At 58.0% G+C, this 20,331-nt stretch carries 18 protein-coding genes; 9 read left to right on the forward strand and 9 right to left on the reverse strand.

Annotation, left to right across the window (positions count from 1 at the left end):
* Positions 1-35 precede the first annotated feature (35 nt).
* The 4 genes from yidC to rpmH are packed head-to-tail and all read right to left on the reverse strand — an operon-like array spanning position 36 to position 2,514.
* A complete protein-coding gene (gene yidC, locus LIY45_RS15975; RefSeq protein ID WP_003213572.1) occupies positions 36-1,718 on the reverse strand; it encodes a membrane protein insertase YidC in 1,683 nt (560 codons plus the stop codon).
* 2 nt (positions 1,719-1,720) lie between these two features.
* Positions 1,721-1,966, reverse strand: a complete 246-nt coding sequence (gene yidD, locus LIY45_RS15980) for a membrane protein insertion efficiency factor YidD (RefSeq protein WP_003213574.1) — start codon at positions 1,964-1,966, stop codon at positions 1,721-1,723.
* Positions 1,959-2,363, reverse strand: coding sequence for a ribonuclease P protein component (gene rnpA, locus LIY45_RS15985; RefSeq protein ID WP_010168490.1), 405 nt, complete (start codon positions 2,361-2,363; stop codon positions 1,959-1,961). Before rnpA ends, yidD begins: the two co-directional genes overlap by 8 nt.
* A gap of 16 nt (positions 2,364-2,379) precedes the next feature.
* The gene (gene rpmH / locus LIY45_RS15990) at positions 2,380-2,514 is read right to left on the reverse strand and encodes a 50S ribosomal protein L34 (RefSeq protein ID WP_003213577.1); all 135 of its coding nucleotides are present in this window, start codon (positions 2,512-2,514) and stop codon (positions 2,380-2,382) included.
* A gap of 585 nt (positions 2,515-3,099) precedes the next feature.
* Here rpmH and dnaA point away from each other — a divergent pair.
* From dnaA to gyrB, 4 genes are read left to right on the forward strand one after another with little or no spacing between them, the layout of a single operon-like run.
* Positions 3,100-4,620, forward strand: a complete 1,521-nt coding sequence (dnaA, locus tag LIY45_RS15995; protein WP_032868695.1) for a chromosomal replication initiator protein DnaA — start codon at positions 3,100-3,102, stop codon at positions 4,618-4,620.
* A 39-nt stretch (positions 4,621-4,659) separates the two neighbouring features.
* Positions 4,660-5,763 carry a DNA polymerase III subunit beta gene (gene dnaN, locus LIY45_RS16000; protein ID WP_003213582.1) on the forward strand — a complete coding sequence of 368 codons (1,104 nt, stop codon included), beginning with the start codon at positions 4,660-4,662 and terminating at the stop codon, positions 5,761-5,763.
* 20 nt (positions 5,764-5,783) lie between these two features.
* Entirely contained in the window at positions 5,784-6,887 is a 1,104-nt protein-coding gene (recF, locus tag LIY45_RS16005) for a DNA replication/repair protein RecF (RefSeq protein ID WP_226476885.1), read from the forward strand.
* Between the two features lie 4 nt (positions 6,888-6,891).
* Positions 6,892-9,315 (forward strand): DNA topoisomerase (ATP-hydrolyzing) subunit B, encoded by a 2,424-nt coding sequence (gyrB, locus tag LIY45_RS16010; protein WP_201125774.1) that lies wholly within the window; start codon positions 6,892-6,894, stop codon positions 9,313-9,315.
* A gap of 97 nt (positions 9,316-9,412) precedes the next feature.
* Here gyrB and LIY45_RS16015 read toward each other — a convergent pair whose 3' ends face one another.
* Entirely contained in the window at positions 9,413-10,135 is a 723-nt protein-coding gene (locus LIY45_RS16015; protein WP_226476886.1) for a response regulator transcription factor, read from the reverse strand.
* 171 nt (positions 10,136-10,306) lie between these two features.
* Between LIY45_RS16015 and LIY45_RS16020 the strand changes: the two genes are divergently transcribed.
* From LIY45_RS16020 to LIY45_RS16030, 3 genes are all read left to right on the forward strand, one after another.
* Entirely contained in the window at positions 10,307-10,558 is a 252-nt protein-coding gene (locus LIY45_RS16020; protein ID WP_226476887.1) for a hypothetical protein, read from the forward strand.
* A gap of 266 nt (positions 10,559-10,824) precedes the next feature.
* Positions 10,825-11,820, forward strand: coding sequence for a FecR domain-containing protein (locus tag LIY45_RS16025; RefSeq protein WP_226476888.1), 996 nt, complete (start codon positions 10,825-10,827; stop codon positions 11,818-11,820).
* 18 nt (positions 11,821-11,838) lie between these two features.
* Positions 11,839-14,130, forward strand: coding sequence for a CHASE2 domain-containing protein (locus tag LIY45_RS16030; RefSeq protein ID WP_226476889.1), 2,292 nt, complete (start codon positions 11,839-11,841; stop codon positions 14,128-14,130).
* 181 nt (positions 14,131-14,311) lie between these two features.
* On the opposite strand, the gene LIY45_RS16035 is transcribed toward LIY45_RS16030, so the two are convergent.
* The 4 genes from LIY45_RS16035 to glyQ all read right to left on the reverse strand — a co-directional run bounded on the left by LIY45_RS16035 (position 14,312) and on the right by glyQ (position 18,710).
* Positions 14,312-15,082 carry a lysophospholipid acyltransferase family protein gene (locus tag LIY45_RS16035; protein WP_010168506.1) on the reverse strand — a complete coding sequence of 257 codons (771 nt, stop codon included), beginning with the start codon at positions 15,080-15,082 and terminating at the stop codon, positions 14,312-14,314.
* Positions 15,083-15,166: 84 nt separating this feature from the next.
* Positions 15,167-15,706, reverse strand: coding sequence for a D-glycero-beta-D-manno-heptose 1,7-bisphosphate 7-phosphatase (gene gmhB / locus LIY45_RS16040; protein WP_226476940.1), 540 nt, complete (start codon positions 15,704-15,706; stop codon positions 15,167-15,169).
* Positions 15,706-17,760 (reverse strand): glycine--tRNA ligase subunit beta, encoded by a 2,055-nt coding sequence (glyS, locus tag LIY45_RS16045; protein ID WP_226476890.1) that lies wholly within the window; start codon positions 17,758-17,760, stop codon positions 15,706-15,708. The genes gmhB and glyS overlap by 1 nt, the downstream gene beginning before the upstream one ends.
* Complete coding sequence (glyQ, locus tag LIY45_RS16050; protein WP_003213601.1) at positions 17,757-18,710, reverse strand: glycine--tRNA ligase subunit alpha; 954 nt, start codon at positions 18,708-18,710, stop codon at positions 17,757-17,759. Before glyQ ends, glyS begins: the two co-directional genes overlap by 4 nt.
* An 81-nt stretch (positions 18,711-18,791) precedes the next feature.
* Between glyQ and tag the strand changes: the two genes are divergently transcribed.
* Positions 18,792-19,349: a DNA-3-methyladenine glycosylase I gene (gene tag / locus LIY45_RS16055; RefSeq protein ID WP_093203392.1), complete on the forward strand. Its 558-nt coding sequence runs from the start codon at positions 18,792-18,794 to the stop codon at positions 19,347-19,349.
* A gap of 40 nt (positions 19,350-19,389) precedes the next feature.
* Positions 19,390-20,277 carry a lysophospholipid acyltransferase gene (locus LIY45_RS16060; protein ID WP_017477923.1) on the forward strand — a complete coding sequence of 296 codons (888 nt, stop codon included), beginning with the start codon at positions 19,390-19,392 and terminating at the stop codon, positions 20,275-20,277.
* Positions 20,278-20,331 lie beyond the last annotated feature (54 nt).

Raw genomic sequence — 20,331 nt, forward strand, 5'->3', positions numbered from 1 at the left:
GGGGGCGTCTTGAGTGGTGTTATCCACAGAGTAAATTACGCCTCGGCTTTTTTGGTAGCCGCTTCGATTTTACGTGTGATGTACCACTGTTGGGAGATCGACAGGCAGTTGTTGACCACCCAGTACAGCACCAGACCAGCCGGGAACCACAGGAAGAAGAAGGTGAAGATGATTGGCATCATTTTCATTACCTTGGCCTGCATCGGGTCCGGCGGCGTCGGGTTCAGACGCTGCTGGATGAACATGGTCGCGCCCATGATGATCGGCAGGATAAAGAACGGGTCTTTGATCGACAGGTCAGTTATCCACAGCATGAACGGAGCCTGGCGCATTTCCACGCTTTCCAGGAGCACCCAGTACAGCGACAGGAACACCGGCATCTGCACCAGAATCGGCAAGCATCCACCCAACGGGTTGATCTTCTCTTTCTTGTACAGCTCCATCATGGCCTGCGACATTTTCTGCCGGTCATCGCCATGTTGTTCTTTCAGCGCGGCCAGTTTAGGGGCCACGGCACGCATACGCGCCATCGACTTGTAGCTGGCAGCCGACAGTGGGAAGAAGATCCCCTTGATCAGCATGGTCAGCAGGATGATCGAGAAGCCCCAGTTGCCGACAATGCTGTGGATATGTTGCAGCAGCCAGAAGATAGGCTGGGCAATGAACCACAGAATGCCGTAATCCACAGTCAGTTCCAGACCTGGGGATAACTCTTTCAGCACAGCCTGGCTCTTCGGACCGGCGTACAACGTAGCGCTGGCTTCGGCCTTGGCACCCGGAGCGACGGTCAACGTCGGGCCAGTAAAGCCAATGATGTAGTTGCCTTGGCTGTCTTTGCGGGTTTGAACCAGGTTCGCATCACCCTTGTTCGGGATCCATGCGGTCACGAAGTAGTGTTGCAACCAGGCAACCCAGCCACCTTGAACGGTTTCTTTCAGCGCGCCCTTGTCGATATCTTTCATCGACACTTTTTTGTACGGCTCGCTACTTGTCCACAGGGCGGCGCCCAGGTAAGTCGCGGTGCCGGTGGCGGTGCTGGAAGAAGGATCGGCGCTGTTGTCACGCTTGAGCTGGGCAAACAGGTTGCCAGTCCACGGCTTCGCGCTTTCGTTGTCGATCAGATAAGTGACTTTCAGATCGTACAAACCGCGGGTGAAGCTGAAACGCTTGATGTAGTTGACGCCGTCGTGACTGAATTTCAGGTCGACGTTCAACTGGTTCTGGCCGTCAGCCAGTTGATAAGTCTTCTGTTCGGTCGAATAAACCGGACGACCGGTAGCACGAGCATCCGGACCGTCAGTGCCGGTCAGGCCACTTTGTGCCAGATATACACGTTCGCCGCCGTTATCGAACAGCTGGAACGGAACATCCGGGTGGTCTTGGCGACGTGGATACAGCGGCAGTTTCAGCTGGGCGATGTCACCACCCTGTGGATCGATTGCCAGGTCCAGTACATCCGTTTTTACATGGATGAGGTCTTTATTGGTGACGACCGGGGTTTCTACCGGGGTGCTGGTATCGGCATTCGCGCTGGGTACATCGGCACTGGCGGCAGCATTGTTACCCAGCGGCGTATCCGGAATAGCCGGCGCCGACTGATTGGTAGCAACATTCTGAGTCGGCAGGGCAGCTTGGCCATAATCCTGGTTCCACTTAAGAACCATAGAGTAGGACACGATTGCCAGGGCGACGATCAGGATCGTGCGTTTAATATCCATGATTACTCGGCCATCGAAGAAGAACGGGAGGTAGGGATAGGTGGAACCGGGTCATAACCACCGGGATTCCACGGATGACAGCGACCTAAACGACGAAAGGTCAGCCAGCCACCGCGCAGAAGGCCATGATTTTCTATGGCTTCCAACGCGTAGCAGGAACAACTGGGGTAGAAACGACAGTGATTTGCCATCAGGGGACTAATGGCATAGCGGTAAAACTGGATCGGAACGAGGGCCAGTTTACGCATCAGTACTGTCTACCCCTACAGTTTCGGTGCTGACAGCTGGTGCTGGCTTGTTGGTACGAGCCAAACGTTTCCAGAGCTTGCCGAAATGCTGAATCAATTCGGGGTTTTCTACGTCCCCCAAGCCTTTGCGCGCGACGATAACAATATCCCAACCAACCAGAGTCTCCTGGTGGAGGCGAAACGATTCGCGCATCAGACGCTTGAGGCGATTGCGCTCAACGGAGAGCTTTACGCTCTTCTTGCCGATCACTAACCCGAGACGGGGGTGATCCAGATCGTTGTTACGCGCAAGGAGCAGGAGATTTTTCCCCGGAACCTTGCCGGTGGGGGAGTCAAAGACTGCCTTGAAATGCCGGGGGGTTAGCAGACGCTTTTCCCGACTGAAGTCCTGACTCACCACCAGTACCGGATTATCAAACTGCCAGACGCGCACGACCTTTGGCGCGGCGACGCGACAGGACAGCACGGCCGTTCTTGGTGGCCATGCGAGCACGGAAGCCGTGAGTACGGGCGCGTTTGATGGTGCTTGGTTGGAAAGTACGTTTCATGGCGTGTTACCTGGTTCGTCCACAACGGGCCGGAATGGCCCCCGTTTTAAGAGACCGGCGATTCTAGAGAAAGCAAGCCTCTAGGTCAATTTCCAACCAGCTTTTCCTTTAATTAGATATCTGGAGGCCCCTGGACCGAATCCGAGCGGTTCGGCTTTCACGAGCAATGCCATAGATATAAAAATAAAGAAGGAAGTTATTTAAAGCTTTTCTGTAAAGCTTATAAAAGCTAGGGAGGCGATCTTCTGTGGATAACTGCCTTAAGGCCATATTCTACGTGGTGTACAGAGAATGACAACACGGGGGAGAAACGGTGCTCTGCCTGTGCTGCGCTATCGGATAAGCTGTGTGTGGAATGGCTACTTATCCACAGGCCAGTTACCCACAGACTTTCGACCCCACTTGTACAACGGGCTTAGGGGCGCTTATCCACAGAGCTTATGCACAGACCATTTGTCGCCTTTTTTACGGTTAAGGCATTGATTCTTGGCGCCCTGTGAGCAACCTACATGTGGATAAGTGGACGGCTGGCCGCTACAATGGCGGCTGTTTTTGCCTCACCGGCTTTCAACTTAGGGGATATCCGTGTCAGTGGAACTTTGGCAGCAGTGCGTGGAGCTTTTGCGCGATGAGCTGCCTGCCCAGCAATTCAACACCTGGATCCGTCCGCTACAGGTCGAAGCCGAAGGCGACGAGTTGCGTGTCTACGCACCCAATCGTTTTGTTCTCGACTGGGTCAACGAGAAATACCTGAGCCGCGTTCTCGAATTGCTCGATGAACATGGCAACGGGCTTGCTCCGGTGCTCTCCTTATTAATAGGCAGCAAACGTAGCTCGGCACCTCGTGCTGCGCCGAATGCACCGTTGGCCGCCAGTGCCTCCCAGGCTCAGGCCGCGGCGGCACCTGTTAATAACTCGCCGGCCCCGGTTGCCCAGACGCCTTCGAAATCGTCGTCGCAGAAAAACGCGCCTATAAATGAAGAGCCGTCCCGCGACAGCTTTGACCCCATGGCCGGCGCCAGCTCTCAGCAGGCCCCGGTTCGTGCCGAACAGCGCACTGTCCAGGTAGAAGGTGCGCTCAAGCACACCAGCTATCTGAACCGCACGTTCACCTTTGAGAACTTTGTCGAAGGTAAATCCAACCAGCTGGCCCGTGCGGCTGCCTGGCAGGTTGCCGACAATCCCAAGCACGGTTACAACCCGCTCTTCCTTTATGGCGGTGTTGGCTTGGGTAAAACTCACTTGATGCACGCTGTGGGTAACCACCTATTAAAGAAGAACCCGAATGCCAAGGTCGTGTACCTGCACTCGGAGCGCTTCGTCGCCGACATGGTCAAGGCGCTGCAGCTCAATGCGATCAACGAGTTCAAACGGTTCTACCGTTCCGTTGATGCCTTGCTGATCGATGACATTCAATTCTTCGCCCGCAAGGAACGTTCCCAGGAAGAGTTTTTCCACACGTTCAACGCGTTGCTTGAAGGTGGCCAACAGGTCATCTTGACCAGTGACCGTTATCCGAAGGAAATCGAGGGCCTGGAAGAGCGTCTGAAGTCGCGCTTCGGCTGGGGCCTGACCGTCGCGGTAGAACCGCCGGAGCTGGAAACCCGCGTTGCGATCCTGATGAAAAAGGCCGACCAGGCTAAAGTCGACCTGCCTCACGATGCCGCGTTCTTCATCGCCCAGCGCATTCGTTCCAACGTGCGTGAGCTGGAAGGCGCACTCAAGCGGGTCATCGCTCACTCCCACTTCATGGGCCGCGATATCACCATCGAGTTGATTCGTGAATCCCTGAAAGACTTGTTGGCGTTGCAAGACAAGCTGGTGAGTGTGGATAACATCCAGCGCACCGTGGCCGAGTACTACAAGATCAAGATTTCCGACCTGCTGTCCAAGCGCCGTTCGCGCTCGGTAGCACGTCCCCGTCAGGTAGCGATGGCGCTCTCCAAAGAGCTGACCAACCACAGCCTGCCGGAAATTGGTGATGTGTTTGGCGGTCGCGACCACACTACGGTCTTGCACGCGTGCCGCAAGATCAACGAACTTAAGGAATCCGACGCGGATATTCGCGAGGACTACAAGAACCTGCTGCGTACACTGACTACTTGATGAACACCAGCGCAGCTTATTAAGGCAAGGGACTAGACCATGCATTTCACCATTCAACGCGAAGCCCTGTTGAAACCCCTGCAACTGGTCGCAGGCGTCGTCGAGCGCCGACAGACCTTGCCGGTGCTTTCCAACGTATTGCTGGTTGTCGAAGGCCAGCAATTGTCCTTGACCGGTACCGACCTGGAAGTCGAACTGGTCGGTCGTGTCCAGCTCGAAGAGCCCGCCGAACCTGGCGAGATCACCGTGCCGGCGCGCAAGCTGATGGACATCTGCAAAAGCCTGCCTAACGACGCACTGATCGACATCAAGGTTGATGAGCAGAAGCTGGTGGTCAAGGCCGGTCGCAGCCGCTTCACCCTGTCGACCTTGCCGGCCAACGACTTCCCGACCGTGGAAGAAGGTCCTGGTTCGCTGACCTGTAGCCTGGAACAAAGCCGACTGCGCCGGTTGATCGAGCGCACCAGCTTCGCCATGGCCCAGCAGGACGTGCGTTATTATCTCAACGGCATGCTGCTGGAAGTCTCCGAAGGCATCATCCGCGCCGTAGCCACTGACGGTCACCGTCTGGCCATGTGCTCGATGAAAGCCGATATCGGGCAGCCGGATCGCCACCAGGTGATCGTGCCGCGTAAAGGTATTCTGGAACTCGCGCGCCTGCTGACCGAGCCGGATGGCAATGTCAGCATCGTCCTGGGCCAGCACCACATCCGCGCGACTACCGGCGAGTTCACCTTCACATCCAAGCTGGTTGACGGCAAGTTCCCGGATTACGAGCGTGTTCTGCCTAAAGGCGGTGACAAGCTGGTGATCGGTGATCGTCAGGCCCTACGTGAAGCATTCAGCCGTACCGCTATTCTCTCCAACGAGAAGTACCGTGGTATCCGCCTGCAATTGGCCAACGGCCAGCTGAAAATTCAGGCGAATAACCCTGAGCAGGAAGAAGCGGAAGAAGAAGTGGGCGTCGACTACAACGGCGGCAACCTGGAAATCGGCTTCAACGTCAGCTACCTGTTGGACGTGCTGGGCGTGATGACCACCGAACAGGTTCGCCTGATTCTGTCTGACTCCAACAGCAGCGCCCTGGTGCAAGAATCCGACAACGATGACTCGGCTTACGTTGTCATGCCGATGCGCCTGTAATCATGTTCAGCAGAAGCTAGATGTCCCTCAGTCGCGTCTCGGTCACCGCGGTGCGCAATTTGCACCCGGTGACCTTCTCCCCTTCCCCCCGCATCAATATCCTCCACGGCGCCAACGGCAGTGGCAAAACCAGCGTGCTGGAAGCCATTCACCTGCTGGGGCTCGCCCGTTCCTTTCGCAGTGCCCGCTTGTTGCCGGTGATTCAGTACGAGCAACAGGCGTGCACGGTATTTGGCCAAGTCGAATTGGCGGAAGGCGGTCATAGCAGCCTGGGGATTTCTCGTGATCGTCAGGGGGAGTTTCAAATACGCATCGACGGGCAGAATGCTCGCAGTGCCGCGCAACTGGCGGAAATCCTGCCGCTGCAATTGATCAACCCGGACAGCTTCCGCTTGCTGGAAGGTGCGCCAAAAATCCGCAGGCAATTCCTCGATTGGGGAGTGTTCCACGTGGAACCGCGTTTCATGGCCACTTGGCAGCGCCTGCAGAAGGCCCTGCGGCAGCGGAACTCATGGCTGCGGCATGGTACACTTGACGCCGCTTCGCAAGCTGCCTGGGACCGGGAACTGTGCCTGGCCAGCGCTGAAATAGATGAATACCGCCGCGCCTATATCAAAGCCTTGAAACCAGTCTTTGAACAGACCTTGAGCGAGTTGCTTGAACTCGAGGGGCTGACGTTGAGCTACTACCGTGGTTGGGACAAAGACCGGGAACTGAGTGCAGTGCTCGCGACGTCCTTACAGCGGGATCAGCAAATTGGTCACACCCAGGCCGGACCACAACGGGCTGATTTGCGCCTTAGATTAGGCGCACATAATGCTGCGGATATCTTGTCCCGCGGTCAGCAGAAGTTGGTGGTTTGCGCCCTGCGTATCGCCCAGGGGCATTTGGTTAGCCAGGCCCGGCGCGGGCAATGTATTTATCTGGTGGATGACTTGCCGTCCGAACTGGACGAGCAGCACCGCCGCGCGTTATGCCGCTTGTTGGAAGACTTACGCTGCCAGGTGTTTATCACCTGTGTAGACCACGAATTATTGAGGGAAGGCTGGCAGACGGAAACGCCAGTCGCTTTGTTCCACGTGGAACAAGGCCGTATCACCCAGACCCACGACCATCGGGAGTGAAGGCATGAGCGAAGAAAATACGAATACGTACGACTCGACCAGCATTAAAGTGCTTAAAGGTTTGGATGCCGTACGCAAACGTCCCGGTATGTACATCGGTGATACCGATGATGGCAGCGGTCTGCACCACATGGTGTTCGAGGTGGTCGATAACTCGATCGACGAAGCTTTGGCCGGTCACTGCGACGACATCAGCATCATCATCCACCCGGACGAATCCATCACCGTGCGCGACAACGGTCGCGGCATCCCGGTAGATGTGCATAAAGAAGAAGGCGTTTCGGCGGCAGAGGTCATCATGACCGTGCTCCACGCTGGCGGTAAGTTCGACGACAACTCCTACAAAGTATCCGGCGGTTTGCACGGTGTAGGTGTTTCGGTAGTAAACGCCCTTTCCGAAGAGCTGATCCTGACTGTACGTCGTAGCGGCAAGATCTGGGAACAGACTTACGTTCATGGTGTTCCACAGGAACCGATGAAAATCGTAGGTGACAGCGAAAGCACTGGTACGCAGATTCACTTCAAGCCTTCGGCTGAAACCTTCAAGAACATCCACTTCAGCTGGGACATCCTGGCCAAGCGGATTCGTGAACTGTCCTTCCTCAACTCCGGTGTGGGTATCGTCCTCAAGGACGAGCGCAGCGGCAAGGAAGAGCTGTTCAAGTATGAAGGTGGCCTGCGTGCGTTCGTTGAATACCTGAACACCAACAAGACTGCGGTCAACCAGGTGTTCCACTTCAACATCCAGCGTGAAGACGGCATCGGCGTGGAAATCGCCCTGCAGTGGAACGACAGCTTCAACGAGAACCTGTTGTGCTTCACCAACAACATTCCTCAGCGCGATGGCGGTACTCACCTGGTGGGTTTCCGTTCTGCACTGACGCGTAACCTGAACACCTACATCGAAGCGGAAGGCCTGGCGAAGAAACACAAAGTCGCCACCACCGGTGATGATGCCCGCGAAGGCCTGACCGCGATTATTTCGGTCAAGGTTCCGGATCCGAAGTTCAGCTCCCAGACCAAAGACAAGCTGGTGTCTTCCGAAGTGAAGACGGCCGTTGAACAGGAAATGGGCAAGTACTTCTCCGACTTTTTGCTGGAAAACCCGAACGAAGCCAAACTGGTTGTCGGCAAGATGATCGACGCGGCGCGGGCTCGTGAAGCGGCGCGTAAAGCCCGTGAGATGACCCGTCGTAAAGGTGCGCTGGATATCGCTGGCCTGCCGGGCAAACTGGCTGACTGCCAGGAGAAAGACCCTGCCCTCTCCGAACTGTACCTGGTGGAAGGTGACTCTGCTGGCGGTTCCGCCAAGCAGGGTCGTAACCGTCGTACCCAGGCCATCCTGCCGTTGAAGGGTAAGATCCTCAACGTCGAGAAGGCACGCTTCGACAAGATGATTTCCTCGCAGGAAGTCGGCACCTTGATCACCGCTCTGGGCTGTGGCATCGGCCGCGACGAGTACAACATCGACAAGTTGCGCTACCACAACATCATCATCATGACCGATGCTGACGTCGACGGTTCGCACATCCGTACCCTGCTGCTGACGTTCTTTTTCCGTCAGTTGCCGGAGCTGATCGAGCGTGGCTACATCTACATCGCCCAGCCGCCGCTGTACAAAGTGAAAAAGGGCAAGCAAGAGCAATACATCAAAGACGACGACGCCATGGAAGAGTACATGACGCAGTCGGCCCTGGAAGATGCGAGCCTGCACTTGAACGACGAAGCCCCGGGCATCTCCGGTGAAGCGTTGGAGCGCCTGGTAAACGATTTCCGCATGGTGATGAAGACCCTCAAGCGTTTGTCGCGCCTGTACCCTCAGGAGCTGACCGAGCACTTCATCTACCTGCCTGCCGTCAGCCTCGAGCAGTTGGGCGATCACGCCCACATGCAGAATTGGCTGGCCCAGTACGAAGTCCGTCTGCGTACCGTTGAAAAGTCCGGCCTGGTTTACAAAGCCAGCCTGCGTGAAGACCGTGAACGTAATGTCTGGTTGCCAGAGGTCGAACTGATCTCCCACGGCCTGTCGAACTACGTCACCTTCAACCGCGACTTCTTCGGCAGCAACGACTACAAGACGGTTGTTACCCTTGGCGCGCAACTGAGCACCCTGCTGGACGACGGTGCTTACATCCAGCGTGGCGAGCGCAAGAAAGCGGTCAAAGAGTTCAAGGAAGCCCTGGACTGGTTGATGGCTGAAAGCACTAAGCGCCACACCATTCAGCGATACAAAGGTCTGGGCGAAATGAACCCGGATCAGCTGTGGGAAACCACCATGGACCCAGCTCAGCGTCGCATGCTGCGTGTGACCATCGAAGACGCCATTGGCGCGGATCAGATCTTCAACACCCTGATGGGTGATGCGGTCGAGCCTCGTCGTGACTTCATCGAGAGCAATGCCCTGGCGGTGTCCAACCTGGATTTCTGATCAGGTTACAGCGCAAACAAAAAAGGCCAACGCTTAGCGTTGGCCTTTTTTATTGCTGGAACATGGACTTTTTTATAAATGCTCCACGTGGAACATCTCACTCGTCGGAGGCGGCTGTAACACTCTCCAACCGATACCCATACCCATAGATCGTCAGCAACTGCCAGCCCCGATCCGCAGTCAGCCCGAGCTTATTCCGCAACCGATAGATATGCGTATCCAGCGGCCGTGAAGACACCATTTCCTCATGGGTCCAGAACCGCTCATACAGATACTCCCTAGACAGTGGCCGCGCCAGGTTCTCGAACAAGCATCGAGCCAGGCGGTATTCGCGCTCCGTCAGGCTGATGGGTTTCCCTGCCCTGCTTACCGTGAGCTCAGCATCATCAAAGGTCAGGTCGTTGAAGGTCAGCACTTCGCTCGCCGCGGACTTTTGCAGGCCGTGGCGCCGCAGCACTGCATTGACCCGCGCCTTAAGCTCGTTAGGGCGAAACGGTTTGCTGACGTAATCATCGGCGCCGCTGTTCAACGCCTGGACGATATCGCTCTCGGCATCGCGGCTGGTGAGCATGATGGCGGCCGGGGGAGCTTCCATGTGCTCGCGGGTCCAGCGCAATAATGCCAGGCCGCTGAGGTCAGGCAGTTGCCAGTCCAGGATCAGCAGGTCAAAGGTTTCCCGGCGCAATTGGCGCAGCAGGTCTTCTCCACGCTCGAAGCAGTGCAGCGCCCATGGCTGATCCGCAGCGCTGGGGATTTGTCGCAGTGTCTGTTCCACCCGCCGCAGTTCAGCAGGTTCGTCATCCAGTATTGCGACACGCATGGCAGGGTCCTTTCTTATTGAAGAATGCGGGCATGAATCTGAACAATTATGGCCAGATTCTCAGGCCCTCTGAATCTCTCGGTACGCTGATATCAAATGGCCGTAGCCATTGGAAATCGTCAATACCCAAGCTGGGAAGATACCGGCTCGAGACCTTCAGGAAAAGGATCAATGGCAATCTGGTTTTATGCTGTTTCGAGACGTGTGATTGTTCTGGAAAAGATTAATGTGTGGGGGCGATTGGTATTGGTGGTAATGGCGGCAACCTTGGGGACCGAAACGGTGGGGGCATCGAAGCCGGTAATGCCTGCATCATTCGATGAGCGTCAAACCCTGAGTGAACCCGGGAACGGCATGGGCTTCGCCAGCTCACCCTTTGAGCCGCTCAGCGAACAACAGCAGAACCAACGCTGGGTGTTTTAAGCAACGCCAAATCTGAACAAATGTTGCGAATCGATCCGATGCACCTATCTTGTAGGTAAATTCGCTGTCGCTGGATGACACACGGATTGGAGCGAGGGAATTGCTCCGGCACAGGGATGTGTCATCTTCTGCATAGATCCCACGCCCCAGACATTTCGGCTATCGACTGGATACCTCATCGAGTATCGTAGGCGGTATTCAAGGTCTTCCCGCGCAAGACGCTTCCTGAACGTGCTTTCTGATGACCCATTAGAACTAGAATCTTGATGAGCGCCATGACCTTTTTCCCCTGCCGATTCCGCTTTGCCGTTTCTACCCTGTTGGGTTCTGGCTTGATCATTACGCTTGGCGTAGTGAGTCTGTCGGCCTTGGCACGCCCCGCCCCTCCCCGCGCCCCCTATATCGATGACAATCAGATGTGTCGTGCGCAGCCTCTGCCGGCGGCGGTGCAGCACCTGACCGGCGAAGCCTGGAAACTGGATGCCAAGGGGGTGTCCACGGCCCTGGAAGAAGGCATGCTCATTGATGAACAAGAGAGCGTGAAAACCTCACCCGGCGCGTTTGTCAGCCTGTTGCTGGGGGACGGTTCGCGGATCGTCTTGCCGTCCAGTTCTCAGGTCCGATTGCACCTGGTTGAAGAACAGTCCATTCCCCAGGTGATTCTTGAAGAAGGTCAGGTCGAGGCTTACGTGATCAAGCGTGCCAGCGACTATGACCGTTTCCAGATCATGACCCCGGTGGGCGTCCTGGGTGTGCGCGGCACGCATTTCCGTGTGCGCAACGATGGCGAACAATCGCTGGTGGAAGTGCTCAATGGGCAAGTAGCGGTCAATCGTGATGACGCTCTGCCGACCCCGCGGCCCATCAAGAAGAAGCCGATTACTGGGCCGGTTGCTGGCGAAGTAAATGTCGGCGCGCGACAGGGGTTGGCGTTCAAGAAACAAGGCGAACTCAAACCCGTGGAACTGCTTGATGCACCACGGTTGGTCGGCCAGGACGGCCAGAAGGGCGATGCGCCGGTTTGGACCCTGTTCCTGCGTCCCTTGGCCGGTGCCCAGCGTTACAGGGCTCAGGTCGCGACCGATAAGGAGTTTCTCAACATCAAGCAGGAAAACTTTTCCGACAAGCCGCAAATGCACTTCACTGGGCTCAAAGCATCGTTCTATCACGTTCGTTTGTCAGCCTATGATGAACACGGGCTTGAGGGAGAAACCGGGGTCTATGACATCTTCTATTACCCGCCCGCGAACCGCGTGCAATAGCGCTCCGGACGCTCGCCGGTGAGGCTGTGGCACAGGGCTGAAAAGCGCCAACCGACTCAGGCTCAGCGCCTGTTCAATGGCCTGGTGCGCGAATGGCTCTGGGTCAGCCTGTTGCTGTTACCCATCACGGCATTCCTGTCCCTGAGCCCGGGCTTTTCTCTCAACAACCTGCTGTATGACAGCCTTCGCCGCCTGGCGCCTTTGCCGGTGGATCCACGCATTTTGCTGGTGACCATTGATGACCGAAGCCTGAAGGAACTCGGCCAATGGCCGTGGTCCCGGCGCGTACACGCCGACCTGCTTGATCGGCTGAGCGCGGCCAAACCCACGAGTATTCTGTTTGATGTGATCTTCAGTGAGCCCGCCCGGGAGCCGGCCAATGACCTGCGCCTGGCCGAGGCGATGTGCAACGCCGGCACTGTTCTGTTGCCGTTGATTCGCGAAGGCACGCCCCGCTACGACCAACCTGTGGCGCAAATCCTGCCGGTGCTGCCCTTGCGCGATTGTGCCAGGGGCGTCGGCCATATCAACGTTGAAGCTGACGGCGACGGTATCGTTCGAAGCCTGTATTTGCGCGAAGGCCCGCCAGGCAACATGACGCCCCAACTCGCTTGGTTGGCGTTTGAACTGAGTGGCCAGCCATCCGTCATGCCGGGAGCGCTCGGTCTGACGGACAGCAACACCTGGCAGCGTGAAAATTCCATTCGAATTCCGTTCATCGCCAGCCATGCCGGCTTTCCCAGCGTGCCATATGTCAGCGTATTACGTGGCGAGGTACCGCCTGAGCTGCTGAGAGACCGCTTGATCCTGATCGGCGCCACTGCGCCGGGGATGGGCGACCGGTACGTCACGCCGCTGTCAGCCAGCGTCGGCACCACCCCCGGTGTGGAGATCCAGGCCAACATCCTCAATGGCTTGCTGCAAGGGCGTAGCATCGTCGACTTGCCCGCGTGGATGGCGACGCTGCTGGCCACTGCCATGGTCGCGCTGCTATTGGGCTCACTGTTGTTTCGTCCGCGTTATGCACTCTGGCTAGCCCTCGGTTGCATGGGCGCCGCGCTGCTCGGTTCTTGGGGGCTGTTGCGCCTGGGCCACTGGTGGTCCCCGGCGGCTTGCCTGATCGGCATGTTGCTCAGCTACCTGATCTGGAACTGGCGGCGCCTGAGCGTGATCCTGGCCTACTTCGGTTGGGAGCTGGCACGCCTGGACAACGAACCCAAAGTGCTCCCGGAGCGGCGTAGGGCGCCCGCCAGCCAAGGTGATGTATTGCAGGGACGGATCTTTGCCCTGGAACAAGCGGTCAGCCGTACCCGGGACACGCGACGCTTTATGGCCGATGGCCTGGAGTGTTTGCCGGTAGCAACCTTGATTACCGACCCCAAGGGCAACGTCCTGCTGGCCAACCGGATTGCTCGTGATGTATTCGGCAATGAGCTGGTGGCGGAAAACCTCTTGGAGCAGCTCGCGGCATTGGGGTACCCACCGCTGCAGGACGGCGTTCGCCCTGCCCTGTCGGCACTGGAAATCGTCGAATTCCGCGACACCCATAACCGTAGCCTGCGCCTCGACTTGGCCCCACTGCTGCCCGCGGACGGTGACGTGGCATTGGGCTGGCTACTCAGCCTCACAGACCTGAGCATTGAGCGCGATGCCCAGCAGCAGCGGGAAACCTTGCTGCGCTTTCTGTCCCACGACCTGCGTGCTCCGCATTCGGCGATCCTCGCCCTGTTGGATGTCCAGGACACTGCAGCGCCAATATTTGCCCAGATCGAACAACAAGTCCGTCGCGCCCTGAACCTGACCGAATCATTCGTGCAACTGGCGAAAGCCGAATCTGACGGCTACCAATTCCAGCCCAGCCTGTTCGCCATGCTGGTGCTCGACGCATTTGATCAAGTCGCGGTGCACGCCCAGTTGAAAGGCATCCATCTGGTTCACGATCTGAATGAAGACGGTGAGGAAATGGTCTGGGCCGATCAATCACTGCTGACCCGTGCCTTGTTCAACCTGTTGGAGAACGCGGTTAAATACAGTCCTTCGGGGACCACCGTGACGTTGAGCCTGACCAGCAGCGAAGAGGGTTTGGAATGCCGCATCAGCGACCAGGGGCGAGGAATCGCTGCGCAGGACTTGCCAGAACTCTTCGCTCAATACCGGCGCTTCGCCTCCGCTCAAGGCAGTGAAGGATTGGGGTTGGGCCTGACCATGGTCAAAGCCGTCGTGGATCGCCATGGTGGGCGAATCGGCTGCGAAAGTGTGGTGGATAAAGGTACGACCTTCATCCTTCAACTGCCGTTATGGAAAGAGTGAACCGCTGCTTTTTACCTGTGCATAAAAAACCGGTCTCAAGGACCGGTTTTTTAATGCGGAAAAAAACTTATGCACCTTTTCTGCTGTTTTATTAGCTTGAGAAATATGTAATAAAATCAGAAGCCTACAGGCGAAAAAGGGCAATTCGCCAACAAACCGTACACAGGTTATCCACAGAAACTCAAATCACCGGAGTGTCGACAACAACCGGCTCCGGCGGCAGCGATCCCATGGCTCTTTGTTGTGCTTCGTTCCATGCCTGGGCACGGTCGTTCAGCGCTGCAATAGCGCGTGGGCCTTCGCCCTCGGCATACATCGGTTCGCCAATCACCACCGTAATAGTGCCTTCACGCTTGGCCCAGCCGGTCTTTGGCCAGAACTTGCCGGCGTTGTGGGCAATCGGCAGCACCGGCAGGCCGGCGTTCACCGCCAAGGCCGTACCGCCGCGTGAGAACTTGCCCACAGTGCCGTAAGGCACCCGCGTACCTTCGGGGAAGATCAGCACCCAAACGCCATCCTTCAACAGCTCGTCGCCCTTCTTGGCCACATGCTTGAGCGCCGCCTTGGGGTTATCGCGGTCGATGGCGATCGGGCGCAGCATGGCCATGGCCCAGCCGAAGAACGGCACATACAGCAGCTCACGCTTGAGCACCTGGCTCAGGGGCGAGAAGTACGCAGACAGGAAGAAGGTTTCCCAGGTGCTCTGGTGGTTCGACAGAATCACGCAAGGCTGGTCAGGGACGTTTTCGGCGCCCTTGATCTCGAAACGAATGTTCAGGAACACCTTGGTCAACCACAACGCGCAGTTGCACCAAAAGACGTTGATGAAACGATAGCGCGCCTTGAACGGCAGAAAAGGCGCGATAAAAAAGCTCAGGGTGCACCAGAGGAAAGAACTGGTGCCCAGCAGCAGGTAAAAGAAGAAGGTTCTGATGGCCTGCAAAATCGACATGGCGGCATTTACCGTTGCGGGACAACGCCCGCCTGTTAAAAGCGCGCTCCCGAACAATCCTTTGTCAGGAAGTCAGAAGGGCTGCTAGTTGTTGATAAGTTCTGCGGCAACCGCCGCCAGATCGTCAAAAATCAAGGTACCTACCGGCAGGGTTTTAGCCTGGGTCTTTTCGCCTTTCCCGGTTTTTACCAAAACTGGCTGAGAGTCGACGGCTTTGGCAGCTTCCAGGTCACCGAGGCTGTCCCCGACAAACCATAGACCAGCCAATGGCACGTTGTAATGTTCAGCAATAGTTTTAAGCATACCCGGTTTGGGCTTGCGGCAATCGCAGCCTTCATCCGGGCCGTGCGGGCAATACACCACCAGCCCAACGTCACCGCCCTGCTCGGCCACCAGCATGCGCAGGCGCGCGTGCATGGCGTCGAGGGTGGGGATGTCGTAGTAGCCGCGGGCTATGCCGGACTGGTTGGTGGCGATGGCCACCGTCCAGCCCGCTTTGCTCAACTGCGCGATGGCCTCGATCGAGCCGGGCAGTGGAATCCAATCCGCCACCGATTTGATGTAAGCATCGGAGTCGTAATTGATCACTCCGTCCCGATCGAGAATCAGCAGTTTCAACATGATCAGCCCAGTACGGAAATGTCAGCGATATTGATGAACAAGCCACGCAGACGCGCCAGCATGGCGTAGCGGTTTTTCCGCACACCCGCCTCTTCGGCATTGATCATCACCGCTTCGAAGAACGCATCCACCGGCTCACGCAAGGTGGCCAGGCGCGCCAGTGCTTCGGCGTAGTTACGTTCGGCGATCAGCGGCTTCACGGCGTTTTCTGCCTTGGCGATGGCCGAGTTCAGCGAGAACTCCTTGGCATCGGCAAACAGGCCTGGGTCGACTTCGGCATTGCCGAGGTTGTCGGCCTTGCTCAGCAGGTTCGATACACGCTTGTTCACGGCGGCCAGGGCACCGGCTTCCGGCAATTTGCGGAAAGCCTGAACGGCCTGCACGCGTTGGTCGAAGTCCAGCGCCGAACCCGGTTGCAGGGCACGTACCGACAGGTACACCGAAACGTCCACGCCTTCGTCTTCGTAACGCGCACGCAGGCGGTCGAAGACGAACTCCAGCACTTGTTCGGCCAGGCCCGCTTGCTTGACCTTGGCACCGAACTGGCCGACAGCGAACACCACGGCCTGGGTCAGGTCGAGGTCGAGTTTCTTGTCGATCAGGATCCGCAGCACACCCAGGGCCGCACGGCGCAGGGCATACGGGTCTTTGCTGCCGGTAGGCAACATGCCGATACCGAAGATACCGACGAGGGTATCCAGTTTGTCAGCGATGGCCACGGCCGCACCAGTGAGGGTGGTCGGCAGCTCGGCGCCAGCACCGCGCGGCATGTACTGCTCGTTCAGCGCCAGGGCGACGTCTTCCGGCTCGCCATCATTGAGGGCGTAGTAGTAACCGGCAACACCTTGCATCTCCGGGAACTCGCCAACCATCTCGGTGGCCAGGTCGCACTTGGACAGCAGGCCGGCACGTGCAGCCCAGGCAGCATCGCCACCAATGCGTGGCGCGATGTAAGCCGCCAGCTTGGAAACGCGCACGGCCTTGTCGTAGACGCTGCCGAGTTTTTCCTGGAACACCACGTTTTGCAGGCGCAGGTTGAAGTCTTCCAGCTTCTGCTTTTTGTCTTGCTTGAAGAAGAACTCGGCGTCAGTCAGGCGCGGACGAACGACTTTCTCGTTACCGGCGATGATCTGCTGCGGGTCCTTGCTTTCAATGTTGGCCACGGTGATGAACCGAGGCAGCAACTTGCCGTCGACGTCCAGCAGGCAGAAATACTTCTGGTTGTCCTGCATGGTGGTGATCAGTGCTTCTTGTGGCACGTCCAGGAAGCGTTCCTCGAACGAGCACACCAGCGGCACTGGCCATTCAACCAGAGCCGTCACTTCGTCCAGCAGGCTTGGCGGCACGATGGCGGTGCCTTCCTGCAGGCGCGCCAGCTCTTCGGTGCGCTTGCTGATCAGCTCGCGGCGCTCATTGGCATCGGCCAGTACGTAGGCAGCCCGCAGGTCAGCAGCGTAGTTGGCCGGCGAGGTGATGCGCACGGCTTGAGGATGGTGGAAGCGGTGACCACGGGAATCACGGCCGGCCTTTTGGGCGAGGATGGTGCAGTCGATGACTTGGTCACCGAGCAGCATCACCAGCCATTGGGTTGGGCGCACGAACTCTTCCTTGCGGGCACCCCAGCGCATGCGCTTCGGGATAGGCAGGTCGTTCAGGGAATCTTCAACGATGGTGGGCAACAGGCTGGCAGTCGGCTTACCGGTGATGACCTGGCTGAAGCGCAGTTTCGGGCCGCTCTGGTCGATCTCGCTCAGCTCGACGCCACACTTCTTGGCAAAACCAAGGGCGGCTTGAGTCGGGTTGCCTTCAGCATCGAAGGCGGCCTGGCGTGGCGGGCCGTCGAGGTTGATGCTGCGGTCCGGCTGCTGGGTTTCCAGCGCGGTGAGCAACACCGCCAGGCGACGCGGCGCGGCGTAGACCTTCTTCGCTGCGAACTTCAGGCCAGCGGTTTGCAGGCCTTTTTCGATACCGGCCAGAAACGCGTCGGCCAGGGTGTTCAATGCCTTGGGAGGCAGCTCTTCGGTGCCCAGTTCAACCAGGAAATCTTGAGCACTCATTGTGCAGCCTCCAGCTTAGCCAACACTTCATCACGCAGGTCCGGGGTTGCCATCGGGAAGCCCAGCTTGGCGCGAGCCAGCAGGTAGGCTTGGGCGACGGAACGCGCCAGGGTGCGTACACGCAGGATGTATTGCTGGCGCGCGGTGACCGAGATGGCACGGCGAGCATCCAGCAGGTTGAAGGTGTGGGATGCCTTCAGAACCATCTCATAGCTCGGCAACGGCAGCGGCTGATCCAGTTCGATCAGGCGCTTGGCTTCGCTTTCGTAGAAGTCGAACAGCTCGAACAGTTTCTCGACGTTGGCGTGTTCGAAGTTGTAGGTCGACTGCTCCACTTCGTTCTGGTGGAACACATCGCCATAGGTCACCTTGCCGAACGGGCCGTCAGCCCACACCAGGTCGTAGACCGAATCCACGCCTTGCAGGTACATGGCCAGGCGCTCGAGACCGTAGGTGATCTCGCCGGTCACCGGGTAGCACTCGATGCCACCGGCTTGCTGGAAGTAAGTGAATTGCGTCACTTCCATGCCGTTGAGCCAGACTTCCCAGCCCAGGCCCCAGGCGCCCAGGGTGGGCGATTCCCAGTTGTCTTCGACAAAACGGATGTCGTGGACCAGTGGGTCCAGGCCGACATGTTTCAGCGAGCCCAGGTACAGCTCCTGGAAGTTGTCCGGGTTCGGCTTCAGTACCACCTGGAACTGGTAGTAGTGCTGCAGGCGGTTCGGGTTTTCGCCGTAGCGGCCGTCAGTCGGGCGACGACTGGGCTGCACATAAGCGGCGTTCCAGGTTTCCGGGCCAATGGCCCGCAGGAAGGTAGCGGTGTGGAAAGTGCCGGCGCCTACTTCCATATCGTAGGGCTGAAGTACCACACAACCTTGCTCGGCCCAGTATTGCTGGAGGGCGAGGATCAAGTCTTGGAAGGTACGCACGGCTGGCGTAGGCTGGCTCACGAAATTCACCTGTTACTTGGGCTGCGATTTAAAGAGCGGGAGTATACCCGATTCGGCCGCGCCACCATCCCCTGGAGCCTTATGCCACGCTGCTTTTGGTGTTCTGAAGATCCGCTGTACATGGCTTATCACGATCAGGAGTGGGGAACGCCGCTGCGCGATGCGCAGGGACTGTTCGAGTTGCTTTTGCTCGAAGGGTTCCAGGCGGGCCTGTCCTGGATCACCGTTTTACGCAAACGCGAGCACTATCGAAAGGTCTTGTTTGGCTTTGATGCGCAGCGTTTGGCCCAACTGAGCGATGCCGAGATCGAAGCGCTGATGCTCGATCCGGGCATCGTGCGTAACCGCCTGAAACTCAATGCCACTCGGCGCAATGCCGCCGCCTGGCTGGCGCTGGAGGACCCGGTGGGGTGGCTCTGGTCGTTTGTCGGCGGGGTGCCCAAGGTCAATCATTTCAAGGATCGCAGCCAGGTTCCGGCGATTACGCCTGAAGCGGAAGCCATGAGCAAAGCCCTGAAAAAAGCCGGCTTTACGTTCGTCGGACCCACCATCTGTTACGCGTTCATGCAGGCCTCGGGCATGGTCATGGACCACACTCAGGACTGCGACCGTTACGCGGACCTGGCCAACGCCGGTTAGAATGGCGGCTTTGCGCACCACACACGATCAGGAGTGACCTGTGGAAAAGTTTAAAGGCGCCTTGCTGGTAGGCGCTCTTCGGTTGTTTGCCCTGCTGCCTTGGCGCGCGGTGCAAGCGGTCGGTTCGGCGATTGGCTGGATCATGTGGAAAACCCCCAACCGCTCCCGCGAGACGGTGCGGATCAACCTGTCCAAATGCTTCCCCGACATGGACCCGGCCGAGCGCGAGCGCCTCGTTGGACGCAGCCTGATGGACATCGGCAAGTCCCTGACCGAAAGTGCCTGCGCCTGGATCTGGCCGGCCCAGCGCTCCATCGACCTGGTACGCGAAGTCGAAGGCCTGGAAGTGCTGCACGAAGCCCTGGCCTCGGGTAAAGGCGTGGTGGGCATCACCAGCCACCTGGGCAACTGGGAAGTGTTGAACCACTTCTATTGCAGCCAGTGCAAACCGATCATTTTCTACCGTCCGCCCAAGCTCAAGGCGGTGGATGACTTGCTGCGCAAGCAACGGGTGCAACTGGGCAACCGCGTGGCGGCGTCCACCAAGGAAGGCATCCTCAGTGTCATCAAGGAAGTGCGCAAAGGCGGCCAGGTGGGCATTCCTGCCGACCCGGAGCCGGCAGAGTCCGCCGGGATCTTCGTGCCGTTCTTCGCTACCCAGGCGCTGACCAGCAAGTTCGTGCCGAACATGTTGGCAGGGCACAAGGCGGTCGGGGTGTTCCTGCATGCCCTGCGGCTGCCGGATGGCTCGGGCTACAAAGTGATCCTGGAAGCGGCGCCGGAAGATATGTACAGCACCGACACCGCCACTTCATGTGCGGCGATGAGCAAGGTGGTGGAGCGGTATGTGGCCGCTTACCCAAGCCAGTACATGTGGAGCATGAAGCGCTTCAAGAAACGCCCGCCGGGTGAGGCGCGGTGGTATTGATGTACCTCGATCTGTAGACCCCTGCAGATCCAGTGTGGGAGCTGGCTTGCCTGC

Origin of the sequence: Pseudomonas sp. MWU16-30323 (genome assembly GCF_020515595.1) — a bacterium.
GTDB classification, from domain to species: domain Bacteria; phylum Pseudomonadota; class Gammaproteobacteria; order Pseudomonadales; family Pseudomonadaceae; genus Aquipseudomonas; species Aquipseudomonas yamanorum.

Coding starts and splice junctions, on each gene's coding strand:
- LIY45_RS16020 (WP_226476887.1), top strand. CDS start 10,307: ATGGCAATCTGGTTTTATGCTGTTTCGAGACGTGTGATTGTTCTGGAA.
- recF (WP_226476885.1), top strand. CDS start 5,784: ATGTCCCTCAGTCGCGTCTCGGTCACCGCGGTGCGCAATTTGCACCCG.
- glyS (WP_226476890.1), bottom strand. CDS start 17,760: ATGAGTGCTCAAGATTTCCTGGTTGAACTGGGCACCGAAGAGCTGCCT.
- LIY45_RS16035 (WP_010168506.1), bottom strand. CDS start 15,082: ATGTCGATTTTGCAGGCCATCAGAACCTTCTTCTTTTACCTGCTGCTG.
- LIY45_RS16025 (WP_226476888.1), top strand. CDS start 10,825: ATGAGCGCCATGACCTTTTTCCCCTGCCGATTCCGCTTTGCCGTTTCT.
- tag (WP_093203392.1), top strand. CDS start 18,792: ATGCCACGCTGCTTTTGGTGTTCTGAAGATCCGCTGTACATGGCTTAT.
- LIY45_RS16015 (WP_226476886.1), bottom strand. CDS start 10,135: ATGCGTGTCGCAATACTGGATGACGAACCTGCTGAACTGCGGCGGGTG.
- gyrB (WP_201125774.1), top strand. CDS start 6,892: ATGAGCGAAGAAAATACGAATACGTACGACTCGACCAGCATTAAAGTG.
- yidC (WP_003213572.1), bottom strand. CDS start 1,718: ATGGATATTAAACGCACGATCCTGATCGTCGCCCTGGCAATCGTGTCC.
- dnaN (WP_003213582.1), top strand. CDS start 4,660: ATGCATTTCACCATTCAACGCGAAGCCCTGTTGAAACCCCTGCAACTG.
- rpmH (WP_003213577.1), bottom strand. CDS start 2,514: ATGAAACGTACTTTCCAACCAAGCACCATCAAACGCGCCCGTACTCAC.
- yidD (WP_003213574.1), bottom strand. CDS start 1,966: ATGCGTAAACTGGCCCTCGTTCCGATCCAGTTTTACCGCTATGCCATT.